General features: G+C 67.9%; 15 protein-coding genes and 1 pseudogene. 10 read left to right on the top strand and 6 right to left on the bottom strand.

From position 1 onward, the window contains the following. Window positions 1–23 precede the first annotated feature (23 nt). Window positions 24–1,022 (top strand): Bug family tripartite tricarboxylate transporter substrate binding protein, encoded by a 999-nt coding sequence (locus AC1DSC_RS24785; RefSeq protein WP_369662963.1) that lies wholly within the window; start codon window positions 24–26, stop codon window positions 1,020–1,022. A gap of 88 nt (window positions 1,023–1,110) precedes the next feature. Here the strand turns inward: AC1DSC_RS24785 and AC1DSC_RS24780 are convergent, their stop codons facing one another. The 4 genes and pseudogenes from AC1DSC_RS24780 to AC1DSC_RS24765 all read right to left on the bottom strand — a co-directional run bounded on the left by AC1DSC_RS24780 (window position 1,111) and on the right by AC1DSC_RS24765 (window position 2,793). Beyond that, window positions 1,111–1,497 carry a DUF6616 family protein gene (locus tag AC1DSC_RS24780; RefSeq protein ID WP_369662964.1) on the bottom strand — a complete coding sequence of 129 codons (387 nt, stop codon included), beginning with the start codon at window positions 1,495–1,497 and terminating at the stop codon, window positions 1,111–1,113. Beyond that, on the bottom strand, window positions 1,494–2,009 hold the full coding sequence (locus AC1DSC_RS24775) for a MarR family winged helix-turn-helix transcriptional regulator (protein ID WP_369664489.1): 516 nt from the start codon (window positions 2,007–2,009) through the stop codon (window positions 1,494–1,496). Before AC1DSC_RS24775 ends, AC1DSC_RS24780 begins: the two co-directional genes overlap by 4 nt. A 122-nt stretch (window positions 2,010–2,131) precedes the next feature. Beyond that, window positions 2,132–2,227: pseudogene (locus tag AC1DSC_RS24770) on the bottom strand (DUF736 domain-containing protein); the annotation flags it as partial. A gap of 131 nt (window positions 2,228–2,358) precedes the next feature. Then, on the bottom strand, window positions 2,359–2,793 hold the full coding sequence (locus AC1DSC_RS24765; RefSeq protein ID WP_369662965.1) for a cupin domain-containing protein: 435 nt from the start codon (window positions 2,791–2,793) through the stop codon (window positions 2,359–2,361). A 121-nt stretch (window positions 2,794–2,914) separates the two neighbouring features. Here AC1DSC_RS24765 and AC1DSC_RS24760 point away from each other — a divergent pair, with 121 nt between their 5' ends. From AC1DSC_RS24760 to AC1DSC_RS24740, 5 genes are all read left to right on the top strand, one after another. Then, on the top strand, window positions 2,915–3,067 hold the full coding sequence (locus tag AC1DSC_RS24760) for a hypothetical protein (protein ID WP_369662966.1): 153 nt from the start codon (window positions 2,915–2,917) through the stop codon (window positions 3,065–3,067). 11 nt (window positions 3,068–3,078) lie between these two features. Beyond that, the gene (locus tag AC1DSC_RS24755) at window positions 3,079–3,819 is read left to right on the top strand and encodes a metal ABC transporter ATP-binding protein (protein WP_369662967.1); all 741 of its coding nucleotides are present in this window, start codon (window positions 3,079–3,081) and stop codon (window positions 3,817–3,819) included. Beyond that, window positions 3,816–4,691, top strand: a complete 876-nt coding sequence (locus AC1DSC_RS24750) for a metal ABC transporter permease (protein ID WP_369662968.1) — start codon at window positions 3,816–3,818, stop codon at window positions 4,689–4,691. Before AC1DSC_RS24755 ends, AC1DSC_RS24750 begins: the two co-directional genes overlap by 4 nt. Before the next feature lie 89 nt (window positions 4,692–4,780). Then, window positions 4,781–5,686: a metal ABC transporter substrate-binding protein gene (locus AC1DSC_RS24745; RefSeq protein ID WP_369662969.1), complete on the top strand. Its 906-nt coding sequence runs from the start codon at window positions 4,781–4,783 to the stop codon at window positions 5,684–5,686. Between the two features lie 40 nt (window positions 5,687–5,726). Then, window positions 5,727–6,707 (top strand): CobW family GTP-binding protein, encoded by a 981-nt coding sequence (locus AC1DSC_RS24740; protein WP_369662970.1) that lies wholly within the window; start codon window positions 5,727–5,729, stop codon window positions 6,705–6,707. 52 nt (window positions 6,708–6,759) lie between these two features. Here AC1DSC_RS24740 and AC1DSC_RS24735 read toward each other — a convergent pair whose 3' ends face one another. Next, window positions 6,760–7,392, bottom strand: coding sequence for a dioxygenase family protein (locus tag AC1DSC_RS24735; RefSeq protein WP_478131936.1), 633 nt, complete (start codon window positions 7,390–7,392; stop codon window positions 6,760–6,762). Between the two features lie 98 nt (window positions 7,393–7,490). Between AC1DSC_RS24735 and thpR the strand changes: the two genes are divergently transcribed. Both thpR and AC1DSC_RS24725 read left to right on the top strand, forming a co-directional pair. Further along, on the top strand, window positions 7,491–8,096 hold the full coding sequence (thpR, locus tag AC1DSC_RS24730; RefSeq protein WP_369662971.1) for an RNA 2',3'-cyclic phosphodiesterase: 606 nt from the start codon (window positions 7,491–7,493) through the stop codon (window positions 8,094–8,096). Window positions 8,097–8,193: 97 nt separating this feature from the next. Beyond that, on the top strand, window positions 8,194–8,685 hold the full coding sequence (locus AC1DSC_RS24725; protein ID WP_369662972.1) for a RidA family protein: 492 nt from the start codon (window positions 8,194–8,196) through the stop codon (window positions 8,683–8,685). Here the strand turns inward: AC1DSC_RS24725 and AC1DSC_RS24720 are convergent. After that, entirely contained in the window at window positions 8,682–9,761 is a 1,080-nt protein-coding gene (locus AC1DSC_RS24720) for a DUF72 domain-containing protein (protein WP_369662973.1), read from the bottom strand. The genes AC1DSC_RS24725 and AC1DSC_RS24720 overlap by 4 nt on opposite strands. A 61-nt stretch (window positions 9,762–9,822) precedes the next feature. Between AC1DSC_RS24720 and AC1DSC_RS24715 the strand changes: the two genes are divergently transcribed. Then, a complete protein-coding gene (locus AC1DSC_RS24715; RefSeq protein ID WP_369662974.1) occupies window positions 9,823–11,322 on the top strand; it encodes a sensor histidine kinase in 1,500 nt (499 codons plus the stop codon). After that, complete coding sequence (locus AC1DSC_RS24710; protein WP_369662975.1) at window positions 11,319–11,960, top strand: response regulator transcription factor; 642 nt, start codon at window positions 11,319–11,321, stop codon at window positions 11,958–11,960. The genes AC1DSC_RS24715 and AC1DSC_RS24710 overlap by 4 nt, the downstream gene beginning before the upstream one ends. Window positions 11,961–12,091: the final 131 nt, after the last annotated feature.

Genomic DNA, 12,091 nt, shown 5'->3' with positions numbered 1-12,091 from the left:
ACAAAAGGACGGAGACAAAACCCATGACGAACACCTACAACGCTTCGCGCCGCCGCTTGCTGGCGCTGGCAATAGCCACTACCAGTGCGCTCGCCATCGCAGCAACGCCGGCGCACGCTCAGCAGGACTACCCGAACAAGCCGATTCGCCTCATCGTGCCTTTCACACCCGGCGGCGTGACGGACACCGGCGCGCGCGTCGTGGCCGAGCGCCTCGGGGCCCGGCTGGGTCAGCAGGTGGTGGTCGACAACCGGCCCGGCGCCTCCGGCAACATCGGCACGCAGATGGTCGCTGCCGCCGCGCCCGACGGCTACACGTTGGTGCTGGGCTTCGACGGCACGCTGGTCATCAATCCGCACGTGTTCGCGAAAGTGCCGTTCGACACCGTGAAAGACTTCGTGCCCGTCAGCAAGATCGGCGATGCAGTGCTCGTCATCGTCACGCATCCGTCGGTGCCCGCGAAGACCTTGCCCGAGCTGATTGCGTACTCGAAGAGCAACCCGGGCGGCTTGTCCTACGGCAGCTCTGGCACGGGTGGCACGCCCCACGTCGCCGCTGAAATGCTCAAGGTGAAGACCGGCGCCAACTTCGTCCATGTGCCCTACAAGGGCGGCGGCCAGGCCATGACCGACGTGGTCGGCGGCCAGCTGCCGATGCTCTACACCGCCGTGGCCGGCGCGCTGCCCTTCATCGAGAGAGGGCAGGTGCACGCCATCGCGATTTCGAGCGCGCAGCGACTGCCATCGCTCCCCGACGTGCCCACCGTGGGCGAAACCGTGTCGGGCTTCGAAGCGAGTTCCTGGATCGGCATCCTCGCGCCCGCCAAGACCCCCACGCCCATCATCGACCGCATTCAGCGCGAGTTGCATGCCGTGGTGAACGAGCCTGCGGTCAAGGAGCGCCTGGCCAAGCTCGGCATCACGTCGGTGGGCAATACGTCGGCGGAGTTCGGGCAACAGATCCAGGCGGATTTGAAGAAGTACGCGGATGTAGTGAAGGCGGCCGGGATCAAGATTGATTGAGGCGGGGCATCGGCGGCGCCCTGGCGATCAAGCCAACGGAGATCGGCTATTGCCTCGCGAGCTCTTGTCGCCGCCGGTAGGGCAGGCGTCAAGCATTCGCCAACTCGGCAAGATGGCTTGAAAAGTCGCTCCCGGCACCAGCGGCATTCACATGCTCGAAATGGTCGTACCAACCCGATGCCTTGATGCCTGCGAGCAGGGCATCGCGGGCCCTGGCATCGGGAAAGCGCCAGATGCCGAGGAAGCGGTGGCCGCTGGCCTGGTCGATGCCTGGCTCGGTCTGGCCCAGCATCAGGATTTCGACGCCGAGTTCGCCCAGGCCGCCCATGCCTGCCTTGATTCCGTCCAGGAACTGGCTGCGCTGCACCGCCGGCAACGCCAGCCAGCCGGGCTTGGGCGAATAGAGTTCAACGAGGTAGTGGGACATGGAAGCTCCTTTGCTCGAGGTTGTGTGATGCGCGGTGTTGTTGGTCATGGCGGGCCTCCCGCCGCATCACTGCGGTCGGCCATGCCTGCCGCTACTTTCTGCAGCAGGCCGCCGAGCGTCTTTCGCTCCTGCGCGGACAGATGGAGGAACAGGCTGGCAATCCAGCGGCCATGTTGATCGAACGCCTTCCTGGCCATCTGCTTGCCCTTGCGCGTGAGTCGAATGGTCAAGGAGCGCCGATCGTTGCCATCGGCATGCCGCTCGATCAGCGACTCGCGCTCCAGCCCATCGAGCAGGCCGGTGACGGTGGCGCGCGTGACGCCTGCCCGCTCGGCCAGTGCATTGGGAGCCAGTCCGTCGTCGGCCGCATCGAGCACGAACAACAGCACGAAGCGGCCTTCGGACAGGCCGAACGGGGCCAGCAGCGCGGCGCAGTCGCGGTCGATGGACGAGGCGAGCGACAGCACCTGAAAGCAAAGCCGGATGCTGTCCAGATCGGGCAACTGGCGCCGCTCGGCTTCACCCAGAAGGGCAAGGTACTTCTGTTCTAGCTTTTTCATAGTCACCATATTGTATGGTGGCTAATCATATCGTCGACATCGCAAGAAGGCGAGAGATTGGAAGATGTTATTGCGAATATGCTCACATCTCTCGACTCGGGGCAGGGCGACGAGGACGAAGATCAGTCAGTAGTGCTGCGTAACCAGATCAGACGATGCGTGTCATCCTCGCCTTCGATCAAGCGGGCGTAGATCGTGACGGGGAACAAACGATCGTCCGAGTCACCAACAGCGTCCACTAAGCCGTGGTCACTGTGTCAGTGACCCAAGAGGACGCGGCGGAAAAGTCATCCCCACAAAAGCGCGCATAGCGATGATCCGATGCCGGGTTCTTGATCCTCTCGAACCGCTAAAACACCATCTCCGGCCGATCGACGGGCACGCCGTCGATTTTGATGGCGATTCTTTCGTTATCGCTGCGCACAACCAAGAAATCAACGGCCTCGCGGTCGCTGAGGTTCAACTCCTGGTGTGGCACATAGGGGGCGAAGTAGACAAAGTCACCATCAGACACCTCAGCCGCAAATTCGAGCCTGTCGCCCCACCGTATTTCACTGCGGCCTTTGAGCACATAGATGGCGACCTCATGGCGACCGTGATGGTGCAGCCCCGTCTTCACACTGGGTTGGACAGTCACTGTGCCAATCCAGGTCTTTTGCCCCCCGGTTCCGGCGAAATCGAGCGCTGTTGCACGTCCAGTTCCCGATGGGTCACGCAAGACCAGGTCCAGTTTCCGTCCCCGCACGACCGTTACACCGTCTCGCCACGTTTTTGTTTCAGGCATCACTCAACTCCATTCAAGGCTTCGATCCAGTCTAAGGCGAAACCATCTTTGACATCAAGATTGCGAGAGGATCAAAGTAGTTATTGCTAATGCATTCGCAATTGCAATATATAGTCAGGGCATGAAACACCCAGCCCGCCAAACTGAAGCCGCGCCCAATGCCTGGCCGCAAAGCCCGCCGAGCCTGCTGATGGCCAGCGCATGGGTGCGTGTGGCGGGCGCGCTGATGCTTGCCGCGGCACTGTGGCTGGCTGTTGGCTGGGCGCTGAAATGAGCGGGGCGCCGATGCCTCCTCCCGCCATCCGGTTGAACAACCTCACGGTGGCCTATCGCGGCCACCCGGCCGTGCATCACCTGTCGGGAGAGTTTGCGCCGGGCTCGCTCACTGCCATCGTCGGGCCGAACGGTGCGGGCAAGACCAGCTTGCTCGCCGCAATCATGGGACGCATCCGGGCGGCCGAGGGCGGGGTCTCTTTCGATGGCGCCTCGCGCGACCGCATCGCGTGGCTGCCGCAGCAGGCCGAGATCGACCGGAGCTTTCCGATCCGGGTGTTCGACCTGGTGGCGCTCGGACACTGGGGACGGCTCGGCTGCTTCAAGGGCATCGCCGCGCGGCAGCGCGATGCCGTGGGGGCGGCGCTCGAGGCCGTCGGCCTTGGCTTCCAGCGCCGCGGCATCGCCGAGCTGTCGGCAGGGCAGTTCCAGCGCGTGCTCTTTGCGCGCGTGCTGCTGCAGGACGCACCGGTGATCCTGCTGGACGAACCTTTCAACGCGATCGATGCGCGCACCACTGCCGACCTGCTGGCCGTGGTCGCGCGCTGGCATGCGGAGGCGCGCACCGTGATTGCCGTGCTGCACGACCTCGAGCAGGTGCGCCTTCATTTCGACCGCACCCTGCTCATGGCACGGCGCTGCGTGGCTTGGGGGCCGACGGCCGAAGTGCTGCATGCCGAGAACCTGTTCCGCGCGCGCCAGATGGCCGAGGCGTGGGACGAGGATGCGCCTGTCTGCAAGGAAGCTGCATGACCGCAGGTGCCTTGCTGGTCCAGCCCTTCGTGGAGTACGGCTTCATGCGCCGCGCGCTGGTGGCCACGCTGGCGCTCGGCCTGGGCAGTGCGCCGATCGGCACCTTGCTGGTGTTGCGGCGCATGAGCCTGATGGGCGATGCGATGGGGCACGCGCTGCTGCCGGGCGCGGCGCTCGGCTTTCTGTTTGCCGGCTTCTCGCTGGCCGCGATGAGCGTGGGCGGATTCTTCGCGGCGCTCGCGGTGGCGCTGGCGGCGGGTTTCGTCACTCGCGTCACCTCGCAGCGCGAAGACGCGAGCTTTGCGGCCTTCTACCTGATCGCGCTCGCGCTGGGTGTGCTGCTGGTGTCGACCCACGGCAGCAGCGTCGACCTGATGCACATGCTTTTCGGCACCATCCTTGCGGTGGACGACGCGGCGCTGCTGCTGATGGCCGGCGTCGCGAGCCTGACCTTGGTCGTGTTGGCGGTGATCTACCGGCCGCTGCTCGTGGAATGCCTCGACCCGGGCTTCCTGCGAAATGTGGGCGGGCCCGGTTCGCTGGTGCACGGCATCTTTCTGGTTCTTACGGTTGCCAATCTTGTGGCGGGCTTCCAGGCGCTGGGCACGCTGATGGCGGTCGGCTTGATGATGTTGCCGGCCACCGCGGCGCGCTTCTGGGCCGCCGAAGTCTGGAGCCTTGCGCTGGTTGCAGCCGGCATGGCGCTGCTGTCCGGCTTTGCCGGGCTGCTGCTGTCCTTCCATGCGCAGTGGCCCTCGGGCCCCGCGATCGTGCTGGTGGCGGGCGCGGCCTACCTGCTGTCGCTCGTGTTCGGACCGCACGGCGGACTGCTCGCCCGGCTCCTGCGCCCACGTTCTCATCGAAATGCCTGACATGAACCCCCACGCTCATCACTTCGTGTATTCGCTGCCCCCCGAGGGGGCGCAGGCCTCCCTTGGGGCGGCCCAGCGGGAGACCTGACATGAACTTTCCATCGAACCCCGCGCGCCGCCGGTTCTTCGCCGCGTCGCTCGTTGCGCTGCCGCTGCCAGTGCTTGCGCAATCCACCGCACCACGGCCGCTGCGCGTCGTCGCGAGCTTCTCGATCCTTGCCGACATGGCGCGCGAGATCGGCGGCAGCGCCGTCGAAGTCGCGGCCCTGGTCGGTCCGGACTCCGACGCGCACGTCTTCCAGCCGAGCCCGGCCGATGCGCGGCGCCTCGCCAATGCCGAACTGGTCGTCGTCAACGGACTGGGGTTCGAAGGCTGGATGGACCGCCTGGTGCGCTCATCCGGCTACCGCGGTCCCGTCGCCGTGGCCAGCGAGGGCGTGCCGGTGCGCCGCATGGGCCGCGAGCCCGATCCGCATGCATGGCAGGACCTTGCGAACGCGCAGCGCTATGCGGCTAACCTGCGCGATGCAATGACGCGGGCACGGCCGGCATTCGCGGGCGAGATCGGGCAGCACTGCGCGAGCTACATCGAGCGGCTCCAGGCGCTCGACCGCGAGATTCGCGCGCGTTTCGACGCGGTGCCTCGCCAGCATCGCCGCGTGATCAGCTCGCACGATGCATTCGGCTATTTCGGCGCGGCCTACGGCATCGAGTTTCTTGCGCCGCAGGGCATGAACACCGACAGCGAAGCCTCGGCCGCCTCGGTTGCGCGCCTGATCGGCCAGATCCGGCGCGAGGATGTGCGCGCGGTGTTCGTCGAGAATATCTCCGACCCGCGCCTGGTCCAGCGCATTGCGCGTGAGGGCGGGGGCATCGTCGGCGGCCGGCTTTATTCCGACGCGCTGTCGGCACCGGGGACCGAGGCGGACACCTACCTGAAGCTGTTCGCGCACAACGCCACAACCATTGCCTCGGCGCTCTCGGCAAAGCGCTGAGCTTGCCGAGCGCCCGATCAATCTTCACTCAAAGTCATCCATGAGCCTCATTCCCGTCACCATCCTCACCGGCTTCCTCGGCAGCGGCAAGACCACGCTGCTGAACCGCATCCTGAAGGAGCAGCACGGCCACAAGGTTGCCGTGATCGAAAACGAGTTCGGCGAAGCCGGCATCGACAACGAACTGCTGGTGCAGGACGAGGGCGAGCAGATCATCGAGATGAACAACGGCTGCATCTGCTGCACCGTGCGCGGCGATCTGGTGCGCATCCTCGGCGAGCTTGCGGCGCGCCGCAAGAACGGCAGCGCGAGCTTCGATCGCGTGATCATCGAGACCACCGGGCTGGCCGACCCCGCGCCCGTGGCGCAGACGTTCTTCGTCGATGAAGAGATCAGCCAGACCTATTTGCTCGATGCGATCGTGACGCTGGTCGACGCCAAGCATGCGATGGCGCAGCTGGACGAGCACCATGAGGCCCAGGAGCAGGTGGGCTTTGCGGACCGCATCCTGCTTTCGAAGACCGACCTGGTGCCAGTCGACGAGGTGAAGGCGCTCGAGCAGCGCCTGCTGCGCATGAATGCGCGCGCGCCGATCACCGCAGCGCATTTCGGCCAGGCGCCGATCGACCAGCTGCTCGACATCCGCGGGTTCAACCTGAATGCGATCCTGGAGATCGAACCCGACTTCCTGACCGATGTGGACCACGAACACGATGACGACGTTTCCAGCTTCGTGTTTCGCGCCGAACGGCCCTTCGATGCGGCGCGGCTGGAGGACTTTTTCGGCGCCATCCTGCGCATCTACGGCACCCACCTGATGCGCTACAAGGGCGTGATCGCAGTGTCCGGGCTGGACACCCGCGTGGTGCTGCAGGGCGTTCACATGCTGATGGGCACCGAGGCCGGCTCCAGCTGGAAAGAGGGCGAGCTGCGCCACAGCCGCATCGTCTTCATCGGCAAGCAGCTGCCCAGGGATGTGCTGGTGCAGGGACTCGAACAATGCCTGGCGCCGGCGCCGTAAGCCGTCCTTGCAGGCCGGACCTGATTCCCCGCGCGTCCGTGGTTGAGCGCCTTCAGGCCGCAACGGCAATCGGAAAGCGCGCCTGCAGGCCATCCGGCCCGCGCTCGAAAGGCACTGTGACAGCCTCCCTTGCGGCCTGCGGAAGATTGCGCCAGATGAAGTCGCGCGCATTGCCCGGGTCGCCGGCCACGTAGAGCTGCGTAGTCAGCAGCTCGCGCGTGCCGAGCTTCACCTTGACGTGGATGTGCGGCGTGCGGCCGCTGTAGGGCACCGGGCGGATGGTGCGGAAGCGGTAGCTGCCGTCTTCGCCGACCGTGACGCGGCCAAAGCCCTGGAAGGCGGCGTCGGCGCGGTCGCCGTCGCCGGGGTGGTGGTAGTGGCCGTTCTGATCGCATTGCCAGATCTCGACCTGCGCGCCGCGCAGCGGCCTGCCGCCCAGGTCGGTCACCGTGCCATCGACCCAGGCCGGCTGGCCGCCGCGGTAGTCCAGCGTGCCGTTGCGCAGCAGATCGCCGTCGGAATCCTGCGGCAGGCGCACGGGGTAGAACGGCCCCTCGGTCTGCGAAGGGGTGGCGAGCCGGCTTGCCGCCGGCTGCGCGCGGGCGCCCAGCCAGAGCGCGGGCATGGCAACGAGCGCTGCGGCGACGGTGCGCCGGGGAAGGCCGGGTGCGGATAGGGCGTTCATGGCAGGTCAGAGCCGTGCAGCATGCGCCGAGTTCCGGGTGCGGGTCAACCGACGGTCTCCGGCCGTGTTTGAATGCACCGGTGAATCCGATATCTCCCATGCCCGAACAACTGCTGCTCCCAGGCATCGATCCCGCGCCGCCGCCGTTGCGCCGCCCGCGCCGCACCGTACCACCCAAGGAGCGCCTGCCGCGCTCGCTGTTCTTCGCGATCTTTCCACGCCCCGAAGATGCCGCATCGATTGCCGCGCTGGCGGCGCGCCTCAAGGACCGGCACGCGCTCAAAGGCAAGCTGACCGAGGCGCATCGCCTGCACGTCACGCTGCATCACCTCGGGCATTTTCCGGCAGTGCCGCGCGAGAAGCTGCAAGCCGCCCTGCAGGCCGCGGCCGCCGTGGCGCCGCCGTCGTTCGAGGTGGTGTTCGACGAGGCCATGCGCTTCGAGCAGAGCAAGGCCTTTGTGCTGTGCGGCAGCGGCACCTCGGCGCTTGCGGCATTCAGGCAGCGCCTGGGCGAGGCGCTGGCGGATGCGGGCTTCAAGCCCGAGCGCGGCTTCACGCCCCACATGACGCTGGCCTACACGCCGCGCAAGATCGAGCCGCATCTGGTCGAGCCGGTCCGGTGGATGGCCGACTCGTTCTCGCTGATCGAAAGCCACGTCGGCGAAGGCATCCACGAGGTGCTGGGGCGGTGGCCTGAGGCGTGACGCATCGTCTGTTGTGCATCGCGCTTGTGCGATCTGTATCTGTTCGCCGAAGAGCGGCTGGCGACAATGAGGCTTCACTAAACGGAAGCCAACAAAGATGACGTCGCAGACCCGAGACCAGATTGCCGACCGCATCGCCGCCGAGCTGGGCCACAGCTTCGAGGGCGAGCTCGTCGCCGGCGGCAACTACATCCCCGTCGTGCGCGACGGCCGCACGCTCTACACCAGCGGCCAGGTGCCGCGCGTGGGCACCACGGTGGTCGTCACCGGCCGCGTGGGCGACCAGGTGCCGCTCGGCAAGGCCCGCGAGGCCGCGCAGATCTGCGCCTTGCGCTGCCTCGCGCTGCTGCGCCGCGAGCTCGGCTCGCTCGACGGCATCGAGAAGGTGCTGCGCGTTGGCGTCTTCGTGCAGTGCACGGCCGAATTCGCGCAGCAGAGCGAAGTGGCCGATGCGGCCTCCGAGCTGCTGCACCGCGTGTTCGGCGAGGCCGGCGTGCATGTGCGCACGGCCGTCGGCGTCTTTGCGCTGCCGAAGAATGCGAGCGTGGAGCTGGAGATGACGGTGGCGGCCAAGGACAACGCAGGTTAGCGCTTTGGCAGCCCGGCGATGTCCCGCGCAAGCGAGGCGATCGTCAGCGGCGCGCAGCCTTCGGCGTTGTTGCTCACCGTGACGTAGGCCAGCTGGCCCGCGCCGGTGGTGCCCGCGATCACGCGGGCCAGGGCCTCGCGGGTCTCGGGGTCGGGATCGACGATCCTGTCGAACGGGCCGTAGAGCTTTTCCGCATCTTCATAGCCGAAGCGGCCGTGGCGGCGGTGCAGGTTCCAGCGGCACACCAGCGGCCCGGGCCAGAGCGCGCGCAGCATCGGCAGCTGGTCCTCGATCGGCGGCATCTTGGCGTGCAGGCCCATGCAGAAGGTGGCGCCCACGCTGCGCAGCATGTCGGCGAAGGCGGGGCAGAGCAGCTGCGGGTCGCGCACCTCGACGGCGATCACGGCATCGGGCGCGGTCGGCTTCAGGCCGGGCAAGGCCTCGAGCATCTCGCCGATACGTGCGAGCAGCGCGGGCTGGTCGGCCAGCAGTTGCGCAGGGATCGGGCTCAGCTGAAACACCAGCGCGCCGATGCGGTGGCCCAACCCTTCGAGCGCCGGCTGCACGAATTCCTGGATCGCGATCTCGCTGTTCAGGAACACCGGATTGGCCTGCGTGCCGCGGCCGCTTTCGTCGCGCACGGTGGCGTCGGTCACGAGGCTCGGCGCCTTCACCACGAAGCGGAAGTCGTCGGGCACCATGGCCGCGTAGCGCGCGTACTGGCTGGCCGTGAGCGCGCGGTAGAAGTTGCGGTCCAGGCTCACGGTGCGAAAGAGCGGATGGCGGGCGAGGGCGGCGAGGCCGCTCTTCGACAGCACCGCCTCGGCGTATTCGCCATCCCAAACGAGGTTGGCCCAGCCCGGATAGCTCCACGAAGAGGTGCCGAGCCGCAGCCCGGGAGGGAGCGCCGCGGCCAGTTCGACCAGCGCCGGGCCGGCGGGCGCCGACGCCACGATGGCGCCGCGCGGCTTCTTCTTCGCGGGCGGCTCGGCCTCGGCCTCCGGCGGCACAGTGGAGGGAGCCTCGGTCGGGCGCGGAAGATCGGGAAAAAGGGAGTCCTGCACTTCATCAGCCATGTTGGGGCCGCATTCTCAACCAACATCGGGCGGCCGCGCCGCGACGGGCACAATCCGCGCCATGAAACAGTGGTTGCGCACGCAGGGTGGCTGGTGGCTGGCATGGCTGGCCCTCACGGCCGTGGGCGCGGTGTGGCTCGCGCGCGCCGAGCTCGCGCAGCTGCAGCAGGATTTCGAGACCGACGCGCGCATCGCGCACCGGCTCATGAGCCAGCAGGTGGTGCAGTACGACGCGGTGCTGGCCACGCTCGCGCTGCTCGAACCCGGCGACGGCGCGGACCGCCCGGAGCAGCGCCTGCCATCGGTCTATCCGTCGATCCTGCGCGTGCAGCGGCGCGAACGCGACCAGGCCTGGCCCGACGAGAAGCAGGCCGGCGCCTTGGCCGCTGCGGAAGCGCGCTCGCGCAGCGAGCGCCGCGCCGAACTGGCGGGACTGGACCTCGCGCAGGGCCGCTACGAGCTCGTGATGGGCGCGACGCCCGTCAGCTACGCCCTCGAGATCGACCTGGCCGGCTCGGTGCCGTGGCGCGACTGGCCGATGGACCCGAAGCAAAGCCCGGTGCGCGTGAGCCTGCAGCGCGGCGCGCAGCAGTTCGTGCTGCAGCCGGGGCGGACGGCGCAATCGGACGCGGGCGGCTGGCGCTTCGGCCTCACCAAGGCCCTGGCCTCGCCGAGCCAGCCTTTCGACCTGATGGCCGAGCGCCATGTGGGCTGGGGTGAACTGCCGTGGCGCGGCATCGCCGGCTGGGCCGTGGCGGCGGCGCTGCTGCTGTCCGGCCTGTGGACCGCGCAGCGCCAGCGCATCGCGCGGCGCCGGGCCGAGGAGCTGCTGCGTCTCGGCCAGGTGGCGCGGCTCAATGCCCTGGGCGAGCTTTCGGCAGGGCTGGCGCACGAGCTGAACCAGCCGCTCACGGCCGTGCTGGCCAATGCGCAGGCCGCGCGCCGGCTGCTCGACGAGGATCCGCCCGACCTGGCGACGGCGCGCAATGCCATGGGCCAGGCCGTGGAGCAGGCGCGCCGCGCGGCCGGCGTGGTCGGCCGGCTGCGCCGTGTCATCGAACGCCCCGAAGCCGGCGGCGACGTGAAGCCGCTGGTGCTGCAGGAGGTGGTGCGCAGCGCCATGCACCTGCTGGCACCCGAGTTCGCGCAGCGCGGCGTGGCGGCGCAGTTCGACGCCACCGCGCAGGCGCCGGTGCGCGTGCAGGCCGAGGCGGTGGCGCTCGAGCAGATCGTGCACAACCTGCTGATGAACGCCTTGCAGGCGCTCGACCTGGTGCCCGCGTCCGAACGCCGCCTTTCCGTTTCGGTCGGCCGCAATGGGCAGGAGGGCGTGCTGACCGTGACCGACAACGGACGCGGCATCGCGCCCGAGGCCATGCCGCGCCTCTTCGAACCTTTCTTCAGCACGCGCGAGGGCGGCCTGGGCCTTGGCCTGAGCCTCAGCGAAACGCTGGCGAGCGGCATGGGCGGCAGCCTCACCGCAGCCAATGCGGCGCCGCGCGGCGCGCGCTTCACGCTGCTGCTGCCGTTGGTGGCGGCGTCCACGGAGCGCATGGCATGAACACCGCCTCTGGCACCCACCAGCCGCAATCGCCGCTGATCCATCTCATCGACGACGACCAGGCGGTGCGCGACAGCCTGTCGCTCCTGATCGGCACGGTCGGCCTGCGGGTGCAGGGCTGGGCCGATCCGCAGGCCTTCATCGACGGCTTCGACCGCGCGAGCGTCGGCGCCATCGTGCTCGACGTGCGCATGCCCGGCATCAGCGGCCTCACGGTGCTCGACCGGCTCATGGCGCAGGGCGTCGACCAGCCGGTGATCATGCTCACCGGCCACGGCACGGTCGAGATGTGCCGCCGCGCCTTCAAGGCCGGCGCGGCCGAGTTCCTGGAGAAACCGGTGGACGACGAGCAGCTGCTCGAGGCCCTGCAGCAGGCGGTGCGCCAGCATGTGCGCTCGCGCGAACGCTCGCAGGCCGACAACGCGGCGCGCGAGCGCGTGGCGCAGCTGTCGGAGCGCGAGCGCGAGGTGCTTGCCTTCATCGTGCAGGGCCTCACCAACAAGGAGATCGCGCGCACGCTCGCGCTGTCGCCGCGAACGGTCGAGACGCACCGCGCCAACCTGTTCGCCAAGCTCGACTGCGTTTCGCTCGCGCAGTTGATCCGGCGCTACGCGGTGCTGGTCGCGGGGCAAGACTGAAAGCGGGCGCTCCGTAGAACTACGGAGCACCGGGCGTAGCCGTACGAATGGCCTTGGCGGACGGTGTTTCCTACAGTGGCGCAGCCGCCGGCAGACAGCCGGTGCCATCACCCTGCATCCACTGGAGAAAA

It is taken from the genome of Variovorax sp. 01N425, from assembly GCF_056399465.1.
Note: the sequence above shows the minus strand (reverse complement) of the source record. Positions and strands in the feature narration are given on the sequence as shown.

Excerpts from the sequence above, each read along its gene's own strand:
- AC1DSC_RS24785 (WP_369662963.1), top strand. The coding sequence starts at position 24 with ATGACGAACACCTACAACGCTTCGCGCCGCCGCTTGCTGGCGCTGGCA.
- AC1DSC_RS24780 (WP_369662964.1), bottom strand. The coding sequence starts at position 1,497 with ATGACCAACAACACCGCGCATCACACAACCTCGAGCAAAGGAGCTTCC.
- AC1DSC_RS24775 (WP_369664489.1), bottom strand. The coding sequence starts at position 2,009 with ATGAAAAAGCTAGAACAGAAGTACCTTGCCCTTCTGGGTGAAGCCGAG.
- AC1DSC_RS24765 (WP_369662965.1), bottom strand. The coding sequence starts at position 2,793 with ATGCCTGAAACAAAAACGTGGCGAGACGGTGTAACGGTCGTGCGGGGA.
- AC1DSC_RS24760 (WP_369662966.1), top strand. The coding sequence starts at position 2,915 with ATGAAACACCCAGCCCGCCAAACTGAAGCCGCGCCCAATGCCTGGCCG.
- AC1DSC_RS24755 (WP_369662967.1), top strand. The coding sequence starts at position 3,079 with ATGCCTCCTCCCGCCATCCGGTTGAACAACCTCACGGTGGCCTATCGC.
- AC1DSC_RS24750 (WP_369662968.1), top strand. The coding sequence starts at position 3,816 with ATGACCGCAGGTGCCTTGCTGGTCCAGCCCTTCGTGGAGTACGGCTTC.
- AC1DSC_RS24745 (WP_369662969.1), top strand. The coding sequence starts at position 4,781 with ATGAACTTTCCATCGAACCCCGCGCGCCGCCGGTTCTTCGCCGCGTCG.
- AC1DSC_RS24740 (WP_369662970.1), top strand. The coding sequence starts at position 5,727 with ATGAGCCTCATTCCCGTCACCATCCTCACCGGCTTCCTCGGCAGCGGC.
- AC1DSC_RS24735 (WP_478131936.1), bottom strand. The coding sequence starts at position 7,392 with ATGAACGCCCTATCCGCACCCGGCCTTCCCCGGCGCACCGTCGCCGCA.
- thpR (WP_369662971.1), top strand. The coding sequence starts at position 7,491 with ATGCCCGAACAACTGCTGCTCCCAGGCATCGATCCCGCGCCGCCGCCG.
- AC1DSC_RS24725 (WP_369662972.1), top strand. The coding sequence starts at position 8,194 with ATGACGTCGCAGACCCGAGACCAGATTGCCGACCGCATCGCCGCCGAG.
- AC1DSC_RS24720 (WP_369662973.1), bottom strand. The coding sequence starts at position 9,761 with ATGGCTGATGAAGTGCAGGACTCCCTTTTTCCCGATCTTCCGCGCCCG.
- AC1DSC_RS24715 (WP_369662974.1), top strand. The coding sequence starts at position 9,823 with ATGAAACAGTGGTTGCGCACGCAGGGTGGCTGGTGGCTGGCATGGCTG.
- AC1DSC_RS24710 (WP_369662975.1), top strand. The coding sequence starts at position 11,319 with ATGAACACCGCCTCTGGCACCCACCAGCCGCAATCGCCGCTGATCCAT.